Source organism: Noviherbaspirillum humi (assembly GCF_900188095.1).
Lineage (GTDB): Bacteria > Pseudomonadota > Gammaproteobacteria > Burkholderiales > Burkholderiaceae_D > Noviherbaspirillum > Noviherbaspirillum humi.
Genome location: NZ_FZOT01000002.1, coordinates 64404 through 87230, shown reverse-complemented (window position 1 = coordinate 87230; position 22827 = coordinate 64404). Strand labels below are relative to the sequence as shown.

23 protein-coding genes are annotated in these 22827 nt (G+C 64.1%); 13 read left to right on the top strand and 10 right to left on the bottom strand.

Features of this window, described 5'->3' with window-relative positions:
• Nucleotides 1–61 precede the first annotated feature (61 nt).
• Nucleotides 62–985: an Hsp33 family molecular chaperone HslO gene (gene hslO, locus CHB88_RS03760; protein WP_176442303.1), complete on the bottom strand. Its 924-nt coding sequence runs from the start codon at nt 983–985 to the stop codon at nt 62–64.
• Complete coding sequence (locus CHB88_RS03755; protein WP_089397974.1) at nt 986–1510, bottom strand: gamma carbonic anhydrase family protein; 525 nt, start codon at nt 1508–1510, stop codon at nt 986–988.
• Between the two features lie 84 nt (nt 1511–1594).
• Between CHB88_RS03755 and CHB88_RS03750 the strand changes: the two genes are divergently transcribed.
• Nucleotides 1595–2416 (top strand): ferritin-like domain-containing protein, encoded by an 822-nt coding sequence (locus CHB88_RS03750; protein ID WP_089397973.1) that lies wholly within the window; start codon nt 1595–1597, stop codon nt 2414–2416.
• A 97-nt stretch (nt 2417–2513) separates the two neighbouring features.
• Nucleotides 2514–2771 (top strand): hypothetical protein, encoded by a 258-nt coding sequence (locus CHB88_RS03745; RefSeq protein ID WP_143131107.1) that lies wholly within the window; start codon nt 2514–2516, stop codon nt 2769–2771.
• Between the two features lie 21 nt (nt 2772–2792).
• Here the strand turns inward: CHB88_RS03745 and CHB88_RS03740 are convergent, their stop codons facing one another.
• Nucleotides 2793–4514, bottom strand: coding sequence for an acetate--CoA ligase (locus CHB88_RS03740; protein WP_089397971.1), 1722 nt, complete (start codon nt 4512–4514; stop codon nt 2793–2795).
• Nucleotides 4515–4604: 90 nt separating this feature from the next.
• Between CHB88_RS03740 and CHB88_RS03735 the strand changes: the two genes are divergently transcribed.
• The 10 genes from CHB88_RS03735 (at nt 4605) to CHB88_RS03690 (ending at nt 13689) form a co-directional block, all read left to right on the top strand.
• The gene (locus CHB88_RS03735; RefSeq protein WP_089398468.1) at nt 4605–5480 is read left to right on the top strand and encodes an alpha/beta fold hydrolase; all 876 of its coding nucleotides are present in this window, start codon (nt 4605–4607) and stop codon (nt 5478–5480) included.
• Between the two features lie 150 nt (nt 5481–5630).
• Complete coding sequence (locus CHB88_RS03730) at nt 5631–6473, top strand: 3',5'-nucleoside bisphosphate phosphatase (RefSeq protein ID WP_089397970.1); 843 nt, start codon at nt 5631–5633, stop codon at nt 6471–6473.
• Nucleotides 6474–6565: 92 nt separating this feature from the next.
• Nucleotides 6566–7447, top strand: coding sequence for a protease HtpX (gene htpX / locus CHB88_RS03725; RefSeq protein ID WP_089397969.1), 882 nt, complete (start codon nt 6566–6568; stop codon nt 7445–7447).
• Nucleotides 7448–7498: 51 nt separating this feature from the next.
• Complete coding sequence (locus tag CHB88_RS03720; RefSeq protein WP_089397968.1) at nt 7499–8122, top strand: L-threonylcarbamoyladenylate synthase; 624 nt, start codon at nt 7499–7501, stop codon at nt 8120–8122.
• A gap of 61 nt (nt 8123–8183) precedes the next feature.
• Entirely contained in the window at nt 8184–8843 is a 660-nt protein-coding gene (locus tag CHB88_RS03715; protein ID WP_089397967.1) for a site-2 protease family protein, read from the top strand.
• Between the two features lie 6 nt (nt 8844–8849).
• Entirely contained in the window at nt 8850–10052 is a 1203-nt protein-coding gene (locus CHB88_RS03710; protein ID WP_089397966.1) for a tryptophan--tRNA ligase, read from the top strand.
• A gap of 5 nt (nt 10053–10057) precedes the next feature.
• Nucleotides 10058–10636: a class I SAM-dependent methyltransferase gene (locus CHB88_RS03705; RefSeq protein ID WP_089397965.1), complete on the top strand. Its 579-nt coding sequence runs from the start codon at nt 10058–10060 to the stop codon at nt 10634–10636.
• A 105-nt stretch (nt 10637–10741) separates the two neighbouring features.
• The gene (dapA, locus tag CHB88_RS03700) at nt 10742–11620 is read left to right on the top strand and encodes a 4-hydroxy-tetrahydrodipicolinate synthase (protein ID WP_089397964.1); all 879 of its coding nucleotides are present in this window, start codon (nt 10742–10744) and stop codon (nt 11618–11620) included.
• 44 nt (nt 11621–11664) lie between these two features.
• A complete protein-coding gene (gene bamC, locus CHB88_RS03695) occupies nt 11665–12876 on the top strand; it encodes an outer membrane protein assembly factor BamC (protein WP_089397963.1) in 1212 nt (403 codons plus the stop codon).
• A 9-nt stretch (nt 12877–12885) separates the two neighbouring features.
• Complete coding sequence (locus CHB88_RS03690) at nt 12886–13689, top strand: MBL fold metallo-hydrolase (RefSeq protein ID WP_089397962.1); 804 nt, start codon at nt 12886–12888, stop codon at nt 13687–13689.
• A 61-nt stretch (nt 13690–13750) separates the two neighbouring features.
• Here CHB88_RS03690 and arsC read toward each other — a convergent pair whose 3' ends face one another.
• The 3 genes from arsC to CHB88_RS03675 form a co-directional block, all read right to left on the bottom strand.
• Nucleotides 13751–14104 carry an arsenate reductase (glutaredoxin) gene (gene arsC, locus CHB88_RS03685; protein ID WP_089397961.1) on the bottom strand — a complete coding sequence of 118 codons (354 nt, stop codon included), beginning with the start codon at nt 14102–14104 and terminating at the stop codon, nt 13751–13753.
• 84 nt (nt 14105–14188) lie between these two features.
• Nucleotides 14189–14485: a hypothetical protein gene (locus CHB88_RS03680; RefSeq protein WP_089397960.1), complete on the bottom strand. Its 297-nt coding sequence runs from the start codon at nt 14483–14485 to the stop codon at nt 14189–14191.
• A gap of 271 nt (nt 14486–14756) precedes the next feature.
• Complete coding sequence (locus tag CHB88_RS03675) at nt 14757–15875, bottom strand: ribosomal protein uL16 3-hydroxylase (protein ID WP_089397959.1); 1119 nt, start codon at nt 15873–15875, stop codon at nt 14757–14759.
• Nucleotides 15876–16045: 170 nt separating this feature from the next.
• Between CHB88_RS03675 and CHB88_RS03670 the strand changes: the two genes are divergently transcribed.
• Nucleotides 16046–16591 carry an FKBP-type peptidyl-prolyl cis-trans isomerase gene (locus tag CHB88_RS03670; protein WP_089397958.1) on the top strand — a complete coding sequence of 182 codons (546 nt, stop codon included), beginning with the start codon at nt 16046–16048 and terminating at the stop codon, nt 16589–16591.
• A 51-nt stretch (nt 16592–16642) separates the two neighbouring features.
• Here the strand turns inward: CHB88_RS03670 and CHB88_RS03665 are convergent, their stop codons facing one another.
• The 4 genes from CHB88_RS03665 to CHB88_RS03650 form a co-directional block, all read right to left on the bottom strand.
• Nucleotides 16643–17566, bottom strand: a complete 924-nt coding sequence (locus CHB88_RS03665) for a hypothetical protein (RefSeq protein WP_089397957.1) — start codon at nt 17564–17566, stop codon at nt 16643–16645.
• A 2-nt stretch (nt 17567–17568) separates the two neighbouring features.
• Nucleotides 17569–20172 (bottom strand): DNA mismatch repair protein MutS, encoded by a 2604-nt coding sequence (gene mutS / locus CHB88_RS03660; protein ID WP_245844773.1) that lies wholly within the window; start codon nt 20170–20172, stop codon nt 17569–17571.
• A 229-nt stretch (nt 20173–20401) separates the two neighbouring features.
• On the bottom strand, nt 20402–21856 hold the full coding sequence (locus tag CHB88_RS03655; protein WP_089397955.1) for a DEAD/DEAH box helicase: 1455 nt from the start codon (nt 21854–21856) through the stop codon (nt 20402–20404).
• A gap of 147 nt (nt 21857–22003) precedes the next feature.
• The gene (locus tag CHB88_RS03650; RefSeq protein ID WP_089397954.1) at nt 22004–22798 is read right to left on the bottom strand and encodes an inositol monophosphatase family protein; all 795 of its coding nucleotides are present in this window, start codon (nt 22796–22798) and stop codon (nt 22004–22006) included.
• Nucleotides 22799–22827 lie beyond the last annotated feature (29 nt).

Sequence of the window (22827 nt, the reverse complement as noted above, 5' to 3'; positions counted from 1 at the left end):
CCCGCTCAATGCGGGCTTTTTTTTGCCAAGGCTGATCGAGCCGGCCGGGGGGGCCGGACTGTCAGTGCCGGACGCTGCCTGGCGGCCGGATGGCGCTGCCGGTGAGATCGGTGGCGAACAGCTGCGCGCAGTCGACCGCGTCGAATTCATAGTGCTGGCCGCAGAAGTCGCAGTCGATGCCCAGCTTGCCCATCTCCTGCAGCGCCGATTCCACTTCTTCACTGCCGAGCATCTTTAGCATGTTGCCGACTTTCTCGCGCGAGCAAGTGCAGTGGAATTCCGGATGGCGCGGGTCGAATACGCGGATGGTCTCTTCCCAGAACAGACGGCGCATCAGGGTGGCGATATCGGTCTCCAGAAGCTCATCGCGCTTGAGCGTATCGCCCAGCATGACGGTGCGGTTCCAGGTGTCGACATCGTCGGTCGGACCGCCGATGCCGCCTTCGCGCGGCAGCTTCTGCAGCAGCATGCCGCGCGCCACCTGGCGGTCGGCCGCCAGCCACAGCTTGGTATCGAGCTGTTCGGAACGCAGCATGTAGTTCTCGATGATCTCCGCCACCGAGCCGCCGTCGAGCGGCACGATGCCCTGATAGGGCTGCTGGCCGGGCAGCTTGTCCTTCGGATCGAGCGTGATCACGAAACGGCCCTGGCCGCTCACGTTCACCAGTTCTATCACGCTCTCGTCGCCGCGCAGTGAGGCATCGGGATCCAGCTTGGCGGTGGCGCGCATATGCAGGGCCGCATCGCATTCCACCACCAGCAGGCGCACCGGGCCGTCGCCATGGATCTGCATGATGATGGTGCCGTTGAACTTCAGGTTGGCCGACAGCAGGGCGGCGGCGGCGAGCATTTCGCCGAGCAGGTTGCGCACCGGTTCGGGATAGGTCTGCCGCGACTGGACCTGTCGCCAAGTCTCGGAAATCTCGACCAGCTCGCCGCGCACGGCCGAGTCTTCGAACATGAATTTTTGCAGCGTATCCATCAATCAACCAATCTTTTTCAATTGCTCCCGGAAGATCTGACCGCGCTTCACATAGCCGTCGGCGTTGCGGCGAAGCTTGGCGACTTCCTCGTCGGTAAGCGTACGCACCACCTTGGCCGGTGTGCCTATGATCAGGGAGTTGTCGGGAAATTCCTTGCCTTCGGTGACGAGGGCGCCGGCGCCGACCAGGCAGTTGCGGCCGATCTTCGCGCCGTTCAGCAGCACCGCCTGGATGCCGATCAGCGAGCCGTCGCCGATGGTGCAGCCATGCAGCATCGCCTGGTGGCCGACGGTGACGTTCTTGCCGATGGTGAGCGGAAAGCCGGGGTCGGTATGGGCGACGGTGTTTTCCTGCACGTTGCTGTTCTCGCCGATGCTGATCAGCTCGTTGTCGCCGCGGATGGTCACGCCGAACCAGACGCTGGCATTGGCCTCGATCTTCACCCGCCCGATGACGGCAGCGGATTCGGCGATATAGGCGGAAGAATCGACGTCGGGGGTGTTGTCTCCGAGTTGGTAGATGGCCATGGTTTTTCGTAGAATGAGTTGTTTGGTTTTCACATTCTACCGTTCATCGGATGCCGGCACTGGCTCCGGTCCCTGATTACTCCCATGAAAGCTCCCTCAGAACTGCGCCAGGCTGCGCTGCACTGGCTGGCGTGCCGCGATGCCGGCGACAAGGCCGACGGCGTGGCCGAACTGAGCCTTGCCTGGACCGACGGCAGGATCGATCTGCAGCCTGCCTTGCGACTACATTGCGACGAAGCGTTGCCGGGCCGGCCCGAGCGCCCGATGCTGGTACCGCCGCTGTCGGTCAAGCGGCGCGCGATGCATACCCTCGAAGGCCGGTCGATCCTGATCCATGCGCTGTCCCATATCGAATTCAATGCGATCAACCTGGCGCTGGATGCGATCGCCCGCTTCGACGGCATGCCGCCCGACTACTATGCCGACTGGCTGAGAGTCGCGGCGGAGGAAGCGCTGCACTTTTCGCTGCTGCGTGCCCATCTGCAGACGCTGGGCTACGACTACGGCGATTTCCCGGCTCACAACAGCCTGTGGGACATGGCGCACAAGACCGCCGCCGACATCCTGGCGCGCATGGCGCTGGTGCCGCGCACGCTGGAGGCGCGCGGCCTGGATGCCTCGCCGCCGGTGCGCGCCAAGCTGGCCCAGGCCGGCGACATGGATGCGGCGCGCATCCTCGACATCATCCTGCGCGACGAAATCGGCCATGTGGCCATCGGCAATCGCTGGTTCAACTGGCTTTGCGAGCAGCGCGGCCTGGATCCGTTGGCCGCCTATGCCGACCTCGCGCAGCGCTACAAGGCGCCGGCATTGCGCGGACCGTTCAACATCCAGGCGCGCAGGGCGGCCGGATTCACCGAAGCTGAACTCGACCGGCTGCTCAAACTCGACGGCGCCAAGGCTTGACGCCTTGCCTGTCAGGAAACTTTGATCTCCCGCGATGGTCTTTCATCCAGGGGCCGAAGGTGTTCGGCCAGCATGAACATGGAGGGAGAAAATGAGCTTGAGAGACGCACTCACGGCCGGCGCGATGCTGGCAGCAGTGGCGCTATGCGCCTGCCAGAAAACCGATACCGCCTCGGGCCCGGGCCCGGCGGAGAAGGCCGGCCAGCAGATCGACAAGGCCGCCTCCCGCGCCGGCGATGAATTGAACAAGCTGGCAGACAAGGCCGGCGAGGGAATGAAGAACGCCGGCGAGAAGATGCAGCAGAAAGCGCGCGAGGCGGAGGCCGACAACGCGCGCAAGGATGCGCAGAAATAGGCGCGCCTGAATCCGGGGTCTTCAGGCCGGAGCGGCTTCCCGGCGGGCGCCCCGATTGCGTTCCGCTTCCAGCAGGCGCAGGACCCGGCGCTGTACCTTGCCGGTGGTCGTCATCGGCAGCGCATCGATGAATTCGATTTCCTTCGGATATTCGTAGGGCGCCAGCTTGCCGCGCACATGAGCCTGCAGTTCTGCGATCAGGGCGGCCTCGGCCTCGGCGCCGCGCCGTGTTTCCGGCGTCAGCACCACGAATGCCTTGACGATGTTGCCGCGCTCCGAGTCGGGCTTGGGCACGACCGCCACGTTCGCCACCGCCGGATGCTTCACCAGGCAGTTCTCGATTTCGGACGGGCCGATGCGGTAGCCGGCGGCCTTGAACATGTCGTCGGCGCGGCCCTGGTACCAGAGATAGCCCTCCTCATCCATCAGCGCCAGGTCGCCGGTGCGGCACCAGTCGCCGCTGAACTTGTTGCGCGTCGCTTCTGGATTGCGCCAGTACTCGAGAAAGAAGATCGGGTCGGGATGACCGTGGATGTCGGTGCGGCACACGGCCACCTCGCCGACTTGGCCAGTCGGCACCATCTGGCCGGCATCGTCGATCAGCGCGATCCGGTGGCCGGGGTAGGGCCGGCCCATGCTGCCGGGCCTGGCCGGCCATTGCCGGGCGCTGTTGCCGACGATGTAGTTCATCTCGGTCTGGCCGAACATCTCGTTCGGCACCACGCCCAGCGCATCGCGGCACCAGGTAAACACGGCATCGCCGACCGCCTCGCCGGCGCTCATGATGGCGCGCAGCTTCAGCTGATACTTTTCCCGAGGCGCGGGGCAGGCCTTCATCATCATCTTCAGCGCCGTCGGGAACAGGAAGGTGTTGGTCACGCCATATTTCTGCATGAGGTGAAAGGCGGTGTCGGCGGAGAAGCGGCCGCGGTAGCCGACGATGGGCTTGCCGAAATACAGCGTCGGCAGCAGCGCATCCATCAGTCCGCCGGTCCATGCCCAGTCGGCCGGCGACCAGAACACGTCGCCTTCCTGCGGGAACCAGTTTTGCGAGGCGACGAAGCCGGTCAGGTTGCCGATCAGCGCGCGGTGCGGGATCAGCGCTCCCTTGGGGGAGCCGGTGGTGCCGCTGGTGTAGATGAGCACCGCAGGATCGTCGGCCCGGGTGCCCACGGCTTGCGGCAGCGGTTCGGCCTGCGCCAGCAATCCTTCCCAGCCATGGTGGCCGCCGCCGACATCGTCCAGTGCGACGACAGCCTTCAGCGCCGGGCAGGCGGGCAGCACTTCCTCCAGGTTGGCGATGCCGGCGGCATCGACCAGCGCTACCACCGCGTCGCTGTTCTGCAGGCGGTATTCGAGCGCCTCGGGTCCGAACAGGATGGACAGCGGCATGGCGACGGCGCCCAGGAGATGGCATGCCATGTGCGCGACCGCGGTTTCGGGCCGTTGCGGCAGGATGAGGGCGACCCGATCGCCGCGTTCGACGCCGAGCGTGCGCAGGGCGCCCGCGCAGCGCAGGGCTTGCGCATGGAGATCGGCATAAGTCAGGATGCCGGTAGCGCCGCTCTCGTCTTCGTAATGAATGGCGATGCGGTCGGCGTCGTTCGCCCAGCGCACACAGCAGACATCAGCGATGTTGAAGTCGTCCGGCACCTGCCAGCGAAATTCCTGGTACAGCGCTTCATACCGGTCGGCGCACGGTGTGGTCGGGAAAGGCGTAATTGCGGGACGCGGGGAAGGCATGGGGTCTCCGGTATAATTATCGAACGATCGTTCTATTAATTGGCGAATTTCAATCAGATCCGCTACCTCATCGCAGCGCATTCCATCATCATGAAACCATCACGTTCAGAATTTATCATGGTCCGCGGCCTCCGTTATCACCTGCGTCACTGGGGCAGCGAAGGCGCGCCCAAGCTCTTCATGATGCACGGCTGGATGGATATGTCCGCTTCCTTCCAATTCGTGGTCGATTGCCTGCGCCGCGACTGGCATGTGATCGCCGCCGACTGGCGCGGCTTCGGACTGACCGAGACGCCGGCTGCCGACAGCTACTGGTTTCCGGACTACCTCGGCGACCTCGACGCCATCCTCGACCATTGCGCCGGCGCCGAACCGGTCAACCTGCTCGGCCACAGCATGGGCGGCAATGTCGTCACGCTGTATGCGGGCGTGCGGCCGGAGCGCATCCGTCGCCTGATCAACCTCGAAGGCTTCGGCCTCCCGGCGGCGGCGCCCGAGAAGGCGCCGGCCCGCTATCGGGAATGGCTGGATGAGCTGAAGCAGGATCCGGCGCTTCGGCCTTATGCCAGCCGCGCCGAGGTGGCACAGCGCCTGCGCAAAAACAATCCTCGTCTGACGCCGGAGCGGGCCGAGTTCCTGTCCGGCTATTGGGCGGCAGAAAACGCCGACGGCAGCTGGCGACTCCTGGCCGACCCGGCGCACAAGCGCGTCAATCCCATCCTCTACCGGGTGGAGGAGGTGCTGGCCTGCTGGCGCGGCATCACCGCGCCGGTGCTTTGGGTGGAAGCGGACGATACGACCGCTTGGCGCTGGATGGGACCAAAGGACCAGGCGCGGGCCGAGATCGATCGCCGCATCGCCATGATTCAGGACGTACGTACGCTGATGGTGGAAGATGCCGGCCACATGCTGCACCACGATCAGCCGGAGATTCTCGCCTCTGCGATCGAGGAATTTCTGGCCTGAATTGTGGCGGCAAGCCGGGCATGAGTTTGGCGCATTGAAATCCGCTATCCACGTACAATAGTGAGTAATCAGGCATCGCTTTTCCAGGCACCAGTTTCGTCACGACCCTGTGGCGAATGACGCCGGAGCACCGCCTTACGGAGACCCAACTTGCCTTCATCCAATGTCGACCTGCATTCGCACTCCTATGTGTCCGATGGCGCCCTGTCGCCATCGGCAGTGGCGGCGCGCGCTCATCGCAACGGCGTCGAAGTCTGGGCCTTGACCGATCATGACGAGGTCGACGGCATCCCCGAAGCGCGGGAGGCTGCGCAGTCGCTCGGCATGGGCTTCGTTCCCGGCGTCGAGATTTCCATTACCTGGGCCGGCCGCACGGTGCATATCGTCGGTCTCGGCATCGACGAGAAAAACGAAGCGCTGATCCAGGGACTGGCAATGACCCGTTCCGGCCGCGAACGCCGGGCGCACGAGATGGCAGCGCAGCTGGCGGCGGTCGGCATTCCGAATGCCTTCGAAGGCGCGCTCAGGTACGTCGGCAACCCGGACCTCATCTCCCGCACCCACTTCGCCCGCTACATCGTCGAGACCGGCACCTGCAAGGACACGGCCGAGGTCTTCGCCAATTACCTGATCGAAGGCAAGCCCGGCTATGTGCCCCACCGCTGGGCCACGCTGGAGCAGGCGGTGACATGGATACGCGGCGCTGGCGGCGTGGCCATCGTCGCCCATCCCGGCCGCTACGACTTCAACGATCTGGAACGGGACGTCTTCCTCAATGAATTCAAGCGCCTCGGCGGAACCGGTGTGGAAGTCATCACCGGCAGCCACACGCCGGACGAGTACGAAATCTATGCCCGAGTGGCGCGGCAGTATGGCCTGCTGGCGTCGCGCGGTTCGGACTTCCACGCGCCGGGCGAATCGCGCGTCGACCTCGGCAGGCTGCCGCCGTTGCCGGCTGACCTTAAGCCGGTATGGAGCGACTGGAAGGTTTGACATGCCAGCCATCGGCGCAGGCTGTCGCATTACCCTTGAATTTTCTTGAAAGAACCATATCTTAGAGGCGCACCTAAAAAGGAGACCTCCGCATGAAACGAATTTTCCTGTTCATCCTGACCAACCTCGCTGTCATGGTGGTGCTGTCGGTCGTGCTGTCCTTGCTCGGCGTTAACCGCTACCTGACGGCCAACGGGCTGAATCTGAGCACCCTGATGGTGTATTCGCTGGTGGTCGGCTTCACCGGCTCCATCATTTCACTGTTGATGAGCAAGACCATGGCGAAATGGTCCACCGGCGCGCGCGTGATCGATGCGCCGTCCTCATCCACCGAACTGTGGCTGGTGGATACCGTGCGCCGCCTCGCCGATCGCGCCGGCATTGCCATGCCTGAAGTGGCCGTCTACGATGGCGAGCCGAATGCCTTCGCCACCGGCGCTTTCAAGAACTCGGCCCTGGTCGCCGTGTCGACCGGCCTGCTGGAGAGCATGACCAAGGATGAGGTGGAAGCGGTGCTCGGCCACGAGATCGCCCACGTCGCCAACGGCGACATGGTGACGCTCACCCTGATCCAGGGCGTGGTCAACACCTTCGTCATCTTCCTGGCACGGGTGGTCGGCTACCTCATCGACAAGACCGTGTTTCGCAACAACGATGACCGCGGTCCCGGCTTCGGCTACATGATCACCGTCTTCGTCTGCGAGATCCTGTTCGGCATCCTGGCATCCATCATCGTTGCCTGGTTCTCCCGCTACCGCGAATTCCGTGCCGACGCCGGTTCCGCCAGGCTGCTCGGCACGCCGCAGCCGATGGTGAAGGCGCTGGCCCGCCTTGGCGGACTGGCGGCTCCGGAAAGCATGCCGCAGAATTTCCGCTCCTTCGGCATCAACGGCGGCCAGTCCGGCTTCGCGGCGCTGTTCTCGACCCACCCGCCGATCGAGGAGCGCATCGCTGCATTGCGCGGCGCCCACTAAACCCTGTTTCGGCGGCGGCGGTTCACAGGAACCGCCGCCGCTTTTCTTTTCATGAGCCAATTTTTCCAGATCCATCCCGACAACCCCCAGGCTCGCCTCATCAAGCAGGCCGCCCAGATCGTCCACGGCGGCGGCATCGTGGCCCTGCCCACCGACTCCTGCTATGCGCTGGTTTGCCACCTCGACGACAAGAACGCGGTGGAGCGCCTGCGCCGCATCCGCCAGGTCGACGACAAGCACCACCTGACCCTGCTGTGCCGCGACCTGAGCGAGATCGCCCAGTACGCCCGAGTCGACAACCGCCAGTACCGCATGCTCAAGTCGGCCACGCCCGGTCCCTATACCTTCATCCTGGAAGCGACCAAGGAAGTGCCGCGCCGCCTCAGCCATCCCTCGCGCAAGACCATCGGCCTGCGCGTGCCGGAAAATGCCGTCGCCCAGGCGCTGCTGCAGGAACTCGGCCAGCCGCTGATCGGCACCACCCTGATCCTCCCCGACGAGGAGGATCCGCTCACCGACGCCGACCAGATCCGCGACCGGCTGGAGCGGCAGATCGAGCTCATCATCGACGGCGGCGCCTGCAGCCTGGAGCCGACCACAGTGATCGACCTCACCGGCGACGAGCCGGAGCTGCTGCGTCAGGGCAGGGGAGACGCCGCCATCTTCGGCCTGTAACCCCTTGCTTTCACCCTGCAAGCCGGCATGGCTCGCGATTGCGCTCTGATAGAATGCGCCCATGAATGAAATCATCCAGACGATCGCCGTCTACGCCTTGCCCGTGATCTTCGCCATCACGCTGCACGAGGCGGCCCACGCCTACGCCGCCAAGTATTTCGGCGATGCCACCGCCTATGTGCAAGGCCGCATGAGCTTGAACCCGATGCGGCATATCGACCCCTTCGGCACCATCGTCATCCCGCTCATCCTCTACGTCGCCACCAGCGGCGCCTTCCTGTTCGGCTATGCCAAGCCGGTGCCGGTGGAGTGGCGCAACCTGCGCAACCCGAAGCGGGACATGGCCTGGGTTGCTCTGGCCGGCCCGGCGATGAACTTCTTCCAGGCGCTGCTGTGGATGGTGTTCGCCATCACGCTGTCGGCCACGAATGTCAATGAACCCTTCCTCACCGGGATGGCGCGCGCCGGCATCCTGTCGAACCTGGTGATGTTCGCTTTCAACCTCTTTCCGGTGCCGCCGCTCGACGGCGGCCGCATTCTCACCAGCCTGCTGCCGAACCGCGCCGCCTACAAGTTCGCGCAGATCGAGCCTTATGGCTTTTTCATCGTCATGGGCCTGGTGATGCTCAACGTGCTGTCGTTCTGGATGATGCCGGTGATGCTGGCCGCCCAGTCGGCGCTCTCGCTTCTCGTTTCGCCCCTGAACTTCCTCTTCCGCTGACCTTTTATGCAATCAGATCTCGTTGTATCCGGCATGCGTCCGACCGGCGCACTTCATCTCGGCCATTACCACGGCGCGCTCAAGAACTGGGTGAAGATGCAGTCGGAATTGCCCTGCCTGTTCTTCGTCGCCGACTGGCATGCGCTGACGACGCACTATGACGATCCGAGCATCATCGAAAGCAGCACCTGGGAAATGGTGATCGATTGGCTCGCCGCCGGCGTCGATCCCGAGAAGGCCACCCTGTTCATCCAGTCCCGGGTGCCGGAGCATGCCGAGCTGCATCTGCTGCTGTCGATGGTGACGCCGCTGGGTTGGCTGGAGCGGGTCCCGACCTACAAGGACCAGCAGGAGAAGCTGGCCGACCGCGATCTCGCCACCTATGGCTTCCTCGGCTATCCGCTGCTGCAGGCGGCCGATGTGCTGATCTACCGCGCCACCCTGGTGCCGGTGGGCGAGGACCAGATTCCGCATATCGAGATGATGCGCGAGATCGGACGCCGCTTCAATCATCTCTACGGCAAGGAAAAGGGCTTCGAGGAAAAGGCGCTGGAAGCGGTGAAGAAGCTGGCCGGCAAGCAGGGCAAGCAGTTCACCGAATTTCGCACCGCCTACCTGGAGCAGGGCAGCCATGAGGCGCTGGAGCAGGGCAGGGCCATCCTCGCCGGCTCGCAGAGCCTGTCCGCCGCCGACCGCGAGCGCCTGCAGGGTTACCTCGAAGGCAAGCGCAAGATGATCCTGACCGAGCCGCAGGTGCGGCTGACCGAGGCATCCAGGCTGCCCGGCCTCGACGGCGGCAAGATGTCGAAAAGCTACGGCAATACGATCGCGCTGCGCGAAGACCGGGATTCGGTGATCAAGAAGGTTCGCACCATGCCGACCGACCCGGCGCGGGTGCGCCGCACCGATGCGGGCGATCCGGAAAAATGCCCGGTCTGGCAGCTGCACAAGGTCTATTCGGATGAGCCGACGAAGCAGTGGGTGCAGCAAGGCTGCCGCTCCGCCGGCATCGGCTGCCTCGAATGCAAGCAGCCGGTGCTGGATGGCATCCTGAAGGAACAGGAGCCGATGCGCGAACGCGCCCAGCAGTACATTGACAATCCGAAGCTGGTGCGCGACATCGTTTTCGCCGGCTGCGACAAGGCCCGGGCACTGGCGCAGGAAACCATGCGCGAAGTGCGCGACGCAATGGGCCTGTCCTACCGCTGAGCCGCATGAGCGACGTCCATCTCATCCAGGACCAGCCTTCCCCATGGGTGCGGCGTTTCGCGCCGCTGATTCCGCCTGGCGAGGTGCTGGATCTCGCCTGCGGCGGCGGCCGCCATGCGCGTCTGCTGGCCAGCCTCGGCCATGCGGTTCTGGCGGTGGACCGCGATCCCGCCGCGCTGGCGGCGAGCGCCGGCGAAGGCATCACCGTGCTGCAGGCGGACCTGGAGCAAGGCGGCGAGCGCGACGGCTGGCCTTTCGAGGAAGCCCGGTTCGCCGGCATCGTCGTCACCAATTACCTGCACCGGCCGCTGATGCCGCATTTGTTGCGCAGCCTGGCGCCGGGCGGCGTCCTGGTGTATGAAACTTTTGCCCTCGGCAATGAGCGATTCGGCAAGCCGTCCAACCCGGCCTTCCTGCTGCGGCCGGGCGAACTGCTCGACATCTGCCGCCTGCATGGCGGCGCGGCCATACATACGCTGGCATTTGAGGATGGCCATGTACGGCAACCGAAACCGGCCATGATTCAGCGCCTCTGCGCGGTTCGCCGCGATGGCGCCGCACTGGCGGCCTATCCCCTTGGATAAGCCCGATTTCCCGGACGCTGCACGGCAGGGATTTGGTTCCCTTGCTGTGTCACACCGGCAGGCTATCCGCTACAATCCACGTTTTATTCCTTTCGCACCGACATCATGATTCAGGGCAGCATAGTAGCAATCGTCACCCCGATGCATCCCGATGGCAGCCTGGACCTGCCGGGCCTGCGCAAGCTGATCGACTGGCATATCGCCGAGGGCACCGATGGCATCGTCATCGTCGGCACCACCGGTGAATCGCCGACGGTGTCGGTGGAGGAGCATTGTGAACTCATCAAGGTGGCGGTCGACCATGTCGGCAAGCGCATTCCGGTCATTGCCGGCACCGGCGGCAATTCCACCACCGAAGCGATCGAGCTGACCGAATACGCCCGCAGCGTCGGCGCCGATGCCTCGCTGCAGGTCGTCCCCTACTACAACCGGCCCACCCAGGAAGGCATGTATCGCCACTTCCGGCAGATCGCCGAAGCGGTCGACCTGCCGGTGATTCTCTACAATGTGCCCGGCCGCACCGTGGCCGACATGAGCAACGACACCGCGCTGCGCCTGGCGCAGGTGCCGGGCATCGTCGGCATCAAGGACGCCACCGGCAACATTGCCCGCGGCAGCGACCTGATCCGCCTGGCGCCGGAAACCTTCGCCGTCTACTCCGGCGACGACCCGACCGCGATGGCGCTGATGTTCTGCGGCGCCAAGGGCAACATCTCCGTCACCGCTAACGTCGCGCCGCGGGCCATGCACGAGCTTTGCTTCGCCGCCATGGCTGGCCAGGTGAAAGAAGCGGTCGCCATCAACAACCGCTTGCTGCCGCTGCATAACAAGCTGTTCGTGGAGCCGAATCCGGTTCCGGTGAAATGGGCCATGGCGGAGATGGGCCTGATTCAGCATGGCCTGCGCCTGCCGCTCGCTCCCCTGGGAGACGATTTCCACCAGACCGTCCGTGCCGCCATGCGCGAGTCGGGCGTATTACAATAAGCGCCGGTTTTCCGGCTTACAACTGACTTTCCTCCGGCTTCAAGATGACCAAGCAATCCAAAACTACCGTGGCACAGCGTGGCCTCGCATTCGCGCTGGCCGCCGGCCTGGCAGGCTGCAGTTCGATCGGCTCGATGCTTGAGCCGGACCGGATCGATTACAAGAGCGCCGGCACCGTCAAGACGCCGTCGCTGGAAGTGCCGCCCGACCTGACCCAGCTGCAGCGCGACAACCGCTATTCGATCCCCGAAGCCGCACGCGGCACGGCGACCGCTTCCAGCTACAGCCAGCAGCAGGTGACGCGCCCGGCAGCGACCGTCGCACCGGCAGTCATGCCGGTTGCCGGTGCCGCCAGTGCAGCCAGTGCTCCGAATGCCACGAATGCTGCCAGTGCCGCCAACGGCATGCGCATCGAACGTGCCGGCAATCAGCGCTGGCTGGTGGTGAAACAGTCGCCGGAGGTGCTGTGGGAGCAGGTCAAGGAGTTCTGGCAGGATTCCGGCTTCCTGATCAATTCCGAGTCGCAGCAGACCGGCATCATGGAAACCGACTGGGCCGAGAACCGCGCGAAGATTCCGCAAGACTTCCTGCGCCGCACACTTGGCAAGGCGCTGGATTCGCTGTACTCCACCGGTGAACGCGACAAGTTCCGCACCCGCTTCGAGCGCACGCCGGATGGCGGCGCCGAGATCTACATCAGCCACCGCGGTGCGCTGGAAGTCATCAACAGTCAGAAAGACAGCACTACCTGGACGCCGCGCCCGGCCGATCCCGAACTCGAAGCCGAGTTCCTGTCGCGGCTGATGGTCCGGCTCGGCGAAGACACCAATCGCGCCAAGGCAACCGTGGTGAATGCGCCGGCCCAGCCCGCCAAGGCCCAATTGGTCAAGGCGAGCACTGGCGGCGTCGTGGAGGTGAACGAGGGCTTCGATCGCGCCTGGCGCCGGGTGGGCCTGGCACTGGACCGCGTCGGCTTCACGGTGGAAGACCGCGACCGCAGCAAGGGCTTGTACTACGTGCGATACGTGGACCCGAACGCCGAGGCGCAGACCAAGGCGGCCTCCGAAAAAGGCTTGCTCTCGCGTTTGTTCTCCTTCGGTTCGGATGACAAGGCCAAGTCCGCACAGCGTTACCAGGTCGCCGTCAAGGAAGCCGGCAGCGTCACCCGCGTCGGCGTGCTGAATGCGGAAGGCGGACCGGACAACTCGCAGACTGCCGAACGCATCCTGTCTCTCCTGAACGAACAGCTGAAATAAAGTCTTCCCTTGAAGTTTGCCAGCCTGGGCAGCGGCAGCGAAGGCAATGCCTTGCTGATCTCCGCTAGCGACGCTGCCCATTCCACCACCATCATGCTCGATTGCGGTTTCGCGGTGCGCGAGACCGAGCGGCGGCTGCAGCGCCTGGGCTTGCAGCCCGACGCGCTCAGCGGCATCTTCGTCACCCATGAGCACAAGGACCATGTCGGCGGCGTTTTCAAGCTGGCGCGCCGCTACGGCATCCCGGTCTGGCTCAGCCGCGGCACCTTCCATGCGGTGCGGTCCGATTCATCCGGCGTGGACGTGCGCTTTTGCCGCGACGGCGACCGGATCGAGGTCGGCGGCCTGCAAATGGCGCCCTATACCGTCCCGCATGATGCCCGGGAACCCATCCAGTACGTCGCCACCGACGGCTGCTATCGCCTCGGGGTGCTGACCGATGCCGGCCAGGCGACCACTCACCTGATTCAGCGCTTGGGCGGCTGCGACGCCCTGATGGTGGAGTGCAATCATGACCTGCAGATGCTCGCCGGGTCCAGCTATCCCGCTTCGCTCAAGCAGCGCATCGGCGGCGCCTACGGCCATCTTTCCAACAGCACCATGGCGGAAATTCTTTCCGCGCTCGACAAGTCCAGGCTGCGCATGGTCATCGGCGCCCACCTGAGCCAGCAGAACAATACGCCGGAACTGGCGCGGGCATCCCTGTGCGAAGCCATCGGCGATCTGCCGGCGCGGGTGATGATTGCCTGCCAGGAGCAGGGCTTCGACTGGGTTGAACTCGCCCATCCGGAACTGGCGGTCGTCGAAGCCTGATTCAGGCACGCTGCCGATCCAGCTTCTTCAGGCTTTCGCCTGAATCTACCTCCCCATTGCTTTACTTCGGCAGCACCTCGAACAGTTTTTCCGCCGGCCGGCACAGGCGCGTGCCTTTCTCGGTGACGACGATCGGGCGGTTGATGAGGATGGGATGGGCCATCATCGCATCGAGCAGCTGCTCGTCGCCGACGGCAGGATTGTCCAGGCCCAGGGTACGGAAAAGGGCCTCCTTGTCGCGGGCTGCTTCGCGAACCGTCAAGCCGGCTTCGGCGATCATCTTGCGCAGGGTTTCCCGGTCTGGCGGTGTCTTCAGATACTCGACCACCTGCGGCTCGACGCCAGCCTCGCGGATAGCCTCCAAGGTTTTGCGGGAGGTGCTGCAATTCGGATTGTGATAGATGGTGACGCCCATGTTGTCTCCTTTGAAGTTGTCGAGGATTGTACTGCCATAAAAAAAGCCGGCCCGAAGGCCGGCTTTTGAATCAAGCGTCCTGAATTACTTCGAAGCAGCCGGAGCAGCGGCGGCCGGAGCGGAAGCAGCCGGAGCAGCGGCAGCGTCAGCAGCCGGAGCGGAAGCGGCCGGAGCAGCAGCAGCGGGAGCAGCGGAGGAAGCAGCAGCGTCAGCCGGAGCGGAGGCAGCCGGAGCAGCGGCAGCAGCCGGTGCGGAAGCTTCGGCCGGTGCGGAAGCAGCCGGGGTTGCGGTGGAAGCGGCCGGAGCAGCGGCTTCTTCTTTTTTGCCGCAAGCAGCCAGAGCAACAGCCAGCAGGGAAGCGATCAGGAGGGTCTTTTTCATGGTTTTTCCTTCAAAGATTGATATCAACAGAACTTTTTGCGATGAATAATTACCGGTAATTATCGCTCTATAGGCGTTTTCGCAGATCTTCGCAATTTTTTGCTTTGCCTTGCATTGAAAACTTCCTAACTCATAATTATAACTTTTTTTTTGCGGCAAAGCATCACGGATTTTGCACCGCAGTAAGCCACCTGTAAGGAAACGTCGGGAATTTTGTAAGAAACTGTGTCTAACTTCGGGTTTCTGCACTGCTGAGCGGGATCTGGCGGAATCAGGCAAATAGCCATCCGCTGGCATGCCATGCGTGCAACGCCTCGACCACGTCAGCCGAGGCTGATAAGACGTCTTCCGGCCCGAGACGGCGCTGGTCGGCGAGCAGGGCCAGCACTTTTCGGTCGGCGCGTCCAGCGTTGAAGGATTCGCCGTTGATGAAAACATGCTTGCCGCGATACAGCATGCGGGTTTTCGGTGAAAGCGCGAGACCGCGCTTGCTTGCCGACTGCATGAAGCGGTCCAGACTGAGCTTGCGTGAAGGCGGCTGGAAAAATACGTTCGGCTTGGGTTCCGACAGAAATTCGCCAAGGAAAATCGCGATGTCTTCATCGTCGAAGCGAATCTTCCTGATTTCTTCGGCAATCCGGCTGACCATTGCATCGCCAATCTCCGCGGGCCTTGCGGTCGCGGTCAAATCAGGATCGGCATAGCGTCCCGGGATTTCGATGGAATCCGCCATGAACTGCAGAAACGCTTCTCCCAGTTCCTGATACGCCGGCGCCCGGAAGCCGATCGAGTAGGTCATGCATTCGCCGACGGCGACGCCGTCATGGGCGAAGTGCGGCGGCAGATAAAGCATGTCGCCCGGTTCCAGCACGAACTCTTCCTGGGGCTTGAAGCGCTTCAGAATCTTCAGCGGCATGCCCTCGATCAGGTCGAGGTTCTTCTGCGCGCCGATCTGCCAGCGGCGCTGGCCGTGGGCCTGCAGGAGAAAGACGTCGTAGGAATCGAAGTGCGGGCCGACGCCGCCGCCGTCGGTGGCGTAGCTGATCATCAGATCATCGAGTCTGGCGTCGGGAATCAGGCGAAACTGCTGCAGCAAGGCATCGGCTTTCTCGTCATGCAGATTGACGCCCTGGACCAGCAGCGTCCACTGCGGCTTGGCAGGTGAGGGAAGCTGGTCGAACGGACCATGCTGCATTTCCCAGTGATTGTCGAAATGCGTGATCAGCCGGGATTCGACTTCGTCCGAGGCGGCCAGTTGGAAAAGCGCGTCACGCGGGACAGGCGCCTTGAATCCTGGAAAGGCATTGCGGATGAGGAGCGGCTTCTTGTGCCAGTAATCGCGGAAAAACTGCTGTGGCGTGACATCGCCGAAGAGTGAGGATTTTTTCATGGCGCCATTATAGTCAGGCGTCGCGCGGGGGCATGGATAAAACTTGCGCCGGGCCTTTGAGTCCAAGCCCAACACCGCGATCTGGTACAGACTGTCAGCGCCAATGCGGCTCCTGGCCCATCCCATTGCATTGGTTATAATCACTGTCCCGAAAATTGAAAGGAAGAATCATGAAGATTGCCAAGAACTCCGTAGTGACGCTGCACTACAAGCTGTCAGATGCTCAAGGCAATCTGATCGAGGAAAGCCGGGAGCCGATGGTCTACCTGCATGGCGGCTATGAGAACACCCTGCCGAAGATCGAGGAAGCTCTCGACGACAAGGATGTCGGCTACCAGGCCATGATCCAGGTCGAGCCGGAAGATGCATTCGGGGAGTACGACGCGAACCTGGTGAAGATCGAGCCGCGCAATCGCCTGCCCGAGCCTATCGAGGTCGGCATGCAGTTCGAGGGAACGCCGGACGACGAGGATGACCAGGAGCCGGTGATCTTCACCGTCACCGACATCGCCGACGACAAGGTGGTCCTCGACGGAAATCATCCGCTGGCCGGGATGGCCTTGCGCTTCGATCTGAAGGTGATGGACGTGCGCGCCGCCACAGAGGAAGAGATCGCCCACCAGCATGTGCATGGCGAACATGGCCATCATCATGACCACGGCCACGATGACGACGACGAGGCCGGCGACCAGTTCCGCACCATCAATTTGCAGTAGGTTCTTCTCACGCCGGCCTTTAGTCCCGACGGATGGCGGCCGGCGCTTGCACTAGCGGTGCGAGCCCGCCTTCATTGGCCCAGGTGGGCTTTCCATCATGAATGGTACAGGCTGACCCGGCGTCACTTTCAGCCTGGTCCAGCCTGGCCCCACCGACAGCGCTCCCAGATTCCCTCTCCAGAAGATTTTTCCAGTCGATTCATCGCTGCCGGCTTGCGCGTGCACGAGCAGCACCTTGCCGCTGAACCCGGCCGCCAGGGTTTCCATCTGCCGTCGCACTTCCTGATAGCCATCCCGCTTGAACGCCGTCTTGGGCGGAGTGGCCAAGGGATTGCCGTCGCTGAACACGACGATGGCCTTCGCCTTCTTCAACCTGGCATGCGCGGCGAGGCGGTGCAGCCAATCCTGATTGGCCACCAATCTGTCTTCGAACTCGCTATTGCGGCCGGCTTCCGCACGGAAGTTGTTGTTCGGCGCCGGCAGGTGCAGGGTGGCGAACAGCAGGCCGTCCCGTTCCCAGCGCATGTTTTCGGCGAAGCTTCGGAAGCGGGCGGTCGCCGACTGACGCACCGGATTGAGGGCAATGGCGGGAATGAAATCATCGCCATGGAACAGTTCACGCAAGCGGGTCAGGCGCTCGACGGCAAGGCCCCTGCCGCTGTCCGACTGGCATTCGGACCAATCGCTGCCGGCGGACACCAATGCGATCGGATGCCGGGATTTTTCCAGCAAGGCGCGGCGCTCGAGATAGAGCTCGTCGGAGCAGGCATCGTCCACGGCCTTTATGCGCGTCACCACCAGGAAGGCGAGGCTTACGTCGTCGGCGCGCTCCACCGCCGAAGCGAGCGCAGCCTCGGTCTGCGCATTGACGATCCCAATTTGGAAACCTGGTTGCGCCGCCTTCGCGCAACCGAGGGTCAGGCAAAACAAAATCGCCAGGCCCTGCCGCTGAATTCGGCCGATGCACAAGGCCATGTTCAACCCTCGCCGGCCAGGTCCTTGAGGCGGTACAGCGCGTCCAGCGCCTGACGCGGCGTGAGCGTGTCCGGATCGATCTGCGCCAGCGCGTCGGCCAGCGGAGAAGTTTCGGGTAATGTCGGCACTGGCTCGTCCTCCGGCTCGGGCATCCCGCTGGCGAACAGGTCGAACTGCGGCGTCTGCTGCACCGACTGCGCTTCAAGCACCGCCAGATGCTTGCGGGCGGCGCGAATCACCGGCTGCGGCACGCCGGCCAGCTGCGCCACCTGCAGGCCGTAGCTCTGCGACGCCGGCCCGGGCTGCACCGCATGCAGGAACACGATGCTGTCCTTGTGCTCCACCGCCGAGAGATGCACGTTGGCCGCGCTGGGATGGGTCTCGGGCAATTGCGTCAGCTCGAAATAATGCGTGGCGAACAGGGTGAAGCTGCGGGTGGTATCAATCAGGTGGCGGGCGATGGCCCAGGCCAGCGCCAGGCCGTCGAAGGTGGAGGTGCCGCGGCCCACTTCATCCATCAGCACCAGCGACTGCTCGGTGGCGCCGTTCAGGATGGCGGCCGATTCGGTCATCTCCACCATGAAGGTGGAGCGGCCGCCGGCAAGGTCGTCGGACGCGCCGATGCGGGTGAAGATGCGGTCGATCGGTCCAATGGTGGCGCTTGCCGCCGGGACGAAGCTGCCGATGTAGGCGAGCAGCGTGATCAGCGCCACCTGGCGCATGTAGGTCGATTTGCCGCCCATGTTCGGGCCGGTGATCAGCAGCAGCCGGCGCTCGCCGGAAAGCGCGCAGTCGTTGGCGATGAAGCGCTCGATCTGGCTTTCCACCACCGGATGGCGGCCCTGTTCGATGGCGATGCAGGGCTCGGCCACCAGCTGCGGCGCGCTCCAGTTATGGCGCACCGCATGGTCCGCCAGCGCCACCAGCACGTCGAGGTTGGCCATGGCGCGGGCGATTTCCTGGATGGTGCCGATGTGCGTGCCGAGGTCGGCGAGCAGCTGCTCGAACAGCATCTTCTCGCGCGCGAGCGCGCGTTCCTGCGCCGACAGCGCCTTGTCCTCGAACGCCTTCAACTCCGGCGTGATGTAGCGCTCGGCATTCTTCAGCGTCTGGCGGCGGCGATAGTCTTCCGGCACCTTGTCGGTCTGGCCGTGCGTGACCTCGATGTAGAAGCCGTGCACCTTGTTGTACTCGACCCGCAAATTGCCGATGCCGGTGCGGGCACGCTCGCGAGTCTCGAGATCGACCAGGAATTGGCCTGCGTTCTCCGACAAGCCGCGCAGTTCATCCAGCTCGGCGTCGAAGCCGCGCGCGATCACGCCGCCGTCGCGCACCATCGCGGCCGGCTCCAGCGCCACCGCCCGCTCCAGCAGGTCGAGGCATTCGACCGGCGTGGTCAGCGCATCGTGCAGGCGCTTGAGCATCGGCGCGTCGGCGTCGCGGTTGCACATGGCGATGTAATTGCGCAGCGTAGGCAGTTGCTGCAGGCCGGCGCGCAGCCCGGCGAGGTCGCGCGGACGGGCGGAACCGAGGGCGATGCGGGTGGCGATGCGCTCGATGTCCGGCACCGCGCCCAAGGTGCCCGACAGGCCGGACGCGGCGTCGGCGCGCATCAGCGCATTGATGGCCGCATGGCGGGCGCGGGCCACGCGCTGGTCGCGCCGGGCATGGTGCAGCCAATGTCGCAGCAGGCGCGAGCCCATCGAAGTGCGGCAATGATCGAGATGGGAAAAGAGGGTGGGGCAGGCGGCCGTGCCTTCCTGGCCGCGTATGGTTTCGGTCAGCTCGAGATTGCGCCGGGTGGCGGCATCCATGCCGATGTACTCGTCGCCCGATTCCACCGCCAGCGCGCGCACGTGGCGCAGGCCTTTGCCCTGGGTGGATTCGGCATAGGCAAGCAGCGCGCCGGCGGCGCCGATGGCGGCTTCCATGTCGTCGGCGCCGAAGCCGGCCAAAGTCGATACTTCCAACTGGCGATGCAAGGCATTGCGGCCGTTCGCGCCATCGAAATGCCAGTGCGGCACAGTGGTCTGCTTGCCGCAGGCGAGATTGGCCAGCCACTCCGCGGGGAAATCGCTGACCAGGGTTTCCGCCGGCGAGATGCGTTCCATCTCCTGCCTCAGGCGTGCCTCCACCGTCTTCGGGTCGCCGGACAATTCCATCAGCTTCAGGGCGCCGCTGGCCATGGCAAGCCAGGCCAGACCGACGCGCGGCTGCCTGCACTGCGGCAGCAGGCAGAGCGCCAGCAGCGGCCGCTCCGATTTCTCGGGAAGCAGGTCGGCATCGGTCAGGGTGCCGGGCGTGACGACCCGCACCACCTTGCGTTCCACCGGGCCCTTGCTCGTTGCCGGATCGCCGATCTGCTCGCAGATGGCGACCGATTCGCCGAGCTTCACCAGCTTGGCGAGGTATTGTTCGGCGGAGTGGAAAGGCACGCCGGCCATCTTGATCGGGCTGCCGTTGGAATTGCCGCGCTGGGTGAGGGTGATGCCGAGCATGCGCGCGGCGCGTTCGGCATCGTCGAAGAACAGCTCGTAGAAATCCCCCATGCGGTAGAACAGCAGGGTGTTCGGATGCTCGGCCTTGATGCGCAGGTACTGCTGCATCACGGGCGTGTGCTTTTCCGCGCTGGGGATGGTGATTACGGGGGACTCGTTGTGGCCGGCGCCTGGCTGCCGGATGGCGATGGAGGACGACATTCAAACCCTTTGCTGCTGACACCTTGTCAGTCCGCCATTTTACCTCGTGGCGGCCCTGCGGCGGCGGTGTCGACCAGGGGTTTGCGCGCTTCAAGACGCCGATATGAAGCCTTGAAGCGCGCGGCAAAGGCAGGAATCAGCCTGCCTTCTTGATGCTGCCGGAGAGGAGGGCGCCGGGAGACTTCTGCCCGCCCTGAGGACGGGGCGCCGGGCGGCTCTGCTGAACCGGAGCCGGACGGCCATGCTTGGCTGGCGCTGGCTTGGCATGCTGGCCCTGAGCCGGCTTGGTCGGATGAGCCGTCTTGCGCGCCGGCGAGGCCGGCTTGGCGCCGCCCGCTTCATGCGCCGGCTTGGACGCGCGCTGGGACCGGCCCTGACCTTGACCATGGCGGCGACCGCCGTCGCCGCTGCGCAGCTGAATCGGTTGAGGTTTCTCGTTCAGGTCCGGCTCGAAGCCCGGGATGACTTCACGCTCGATGCTGCGCTTGATCAGCTTCTCGATATCCTTCAGCAGGTGGTTCTCATCGACGCAGACCAGGGAAACCGCTTCACCCGTGGCACCGGCGCGGCCGGTGCGGCCGATGCGGTGCACATAGTCTTCCGGCACGTTAGGCAGGTCGTAGTTCACCACATGCGGCAGTTGATCGATGTCGATGCCGCGGGCGGCGATGTCGGTGGCTACCAGCACCTGCAGCGAGCCATCCTTGAACTCGGCCAGGGCGCGGGTGCGCGCCGCCTGGCTCTTGTTGCCGTGGATCGCCATGGCGCCGATGCCTTCCTTGCCGAGCTGCTCCACCAGCTTGTTGGCGCCATGCTTGGTGCGGGTGAAGACCAGCACCTGGAACCAGTTGCGCTCCTTGATCAGGTGCGCCAGCAGCGGATGCTTGCGGTTGCGGTCGACCGGGTGGACCTTCTGGGCGATGACTTCCACCGTCGAATTGCGGCGGGCGACTTCAATCATTGCCGGATTGTTCAGCAGGCTGTCGGCCAGGGCCTTGATCTCGTCGGAGAAGGTGGCGGAGAAGAGCAGGTTCTGGCGCTGTTTCGGCAAGAGGGCCAGCACGCGCCGGATGTCGCGAATGAAGCCCATGTCCAGCATGCGGTCGGCTTCGTCCAGCACCAGGATCTCGACGGTGTCCAACTTCAGCGTGCCCTGCTGCACGTGGTCGAGCAGGCGGCCGGGCGTGGCCACCAGGATATCGACACCGCGTCGCAGCAGGTCGATCTGCGGATTGATGTTGACGCCGCCGAAGATGACAGCGGACGACAGCTTGAGGTACTTGCCGTACAAGCGCACGCTTTCCTCGACCTGAGCCGCCAGTTCGCGGGTCGGCGCCAGGATCAGGGCGCGCACCGGACGGCCGTTCTTGTGGCCGTTGTTCTGGGGAGCGGACTTCGCGCTCAGGCGCTGCAGGATGGGCAGCGTGAAGCCGGCGGTCTTGCCGGTGCCGGTCTGCGCGCCGGCGAGCAAGTCGCCGCCTTGGAGGACGGCGGGGATGGCTTGTGCCTGGATTGGTGTCGGCTGGGTATAACCCTGTTCGCTCACCGCGCGCACGATCGCGTCGGTCAAGCCAAGTTCGGAAAATGTCATGAATGCTCTTTGCAAAGGGGAGGCTGCCGGCGCTGCGGCCGGCTGGCCTGTCGGACGAAAGGGCGTTGAGCGCCGTTTCGCATGGGATTGCCGGTGGCGCGGCATCAACCGCGCGTCCGGCCTCGAATGTTGCAGCTTGAGACGGGCTTACTTCTTGAAAGGCGCCAGCAGGTTGACCATCTGCGCGAAGATCTTTGGCGAGGCGGCAATCGCTTCGCCGCGGTGCAGGTAGTCCGCTTCGCCCGAATAATTGCCCATGATGCCGCCAGCCTCGGTAACCAGCAGCGAGCCGGCCGCCATGTCCCACGGCTGCAGGCCGCGTTCGAAGAAGCCATCGAGACGGCCGCAGGCGACGTAGGCGAGATCGAGGGCGGCGGCGCCCGGACGGCGCAGGCCGGCGCACTTGGTCGTCATGACCTTGAAGATCTCGACGTACTCGTCCAGACCTTCCTTCTCGCGGAAGGGGAAGCCGGTGCCGATCAGGGCATCGGCAATCTTGTCGCGGCGCGAGACGCGGATGCGCTTTTCATTGAGATAGGCGCCGGCACCCTTGGTGGCGGTGAACAGATCGTTGCGGTTCGGATCGAACACCACCGCCTGCGTGATCTGGCCGCGCTGCTGCAGCGCGATAGAGACGCAGTATTGAGGAAAGCCGTGGATAAAATTGGTGGTGCCGTCGAGCGGATCGATGATCCAGACGTTCTCGCTGTCGTCATGCAGGTTGTCGGAAGCCCCGGTTTCCTCGGCCAGGATGGCATGGTCGGGATAGGCCGTCTTCAGGACTTCGATGATGGTCTGCTCGGCGGCATGGTCGACCTCGGTCACGAAGTCGTTGTGGCGCTTTTCGCTGACGCGGACGCGATCCAGGTCGAAGGACGCGCGGTTGATGATGGCAGCGGCGCGGCGGGCGGCCTTTACCGCTGTGTTCAGCATGGGGTGCATAGGGCTTCCGTTAAAATGGCGGCACCGAC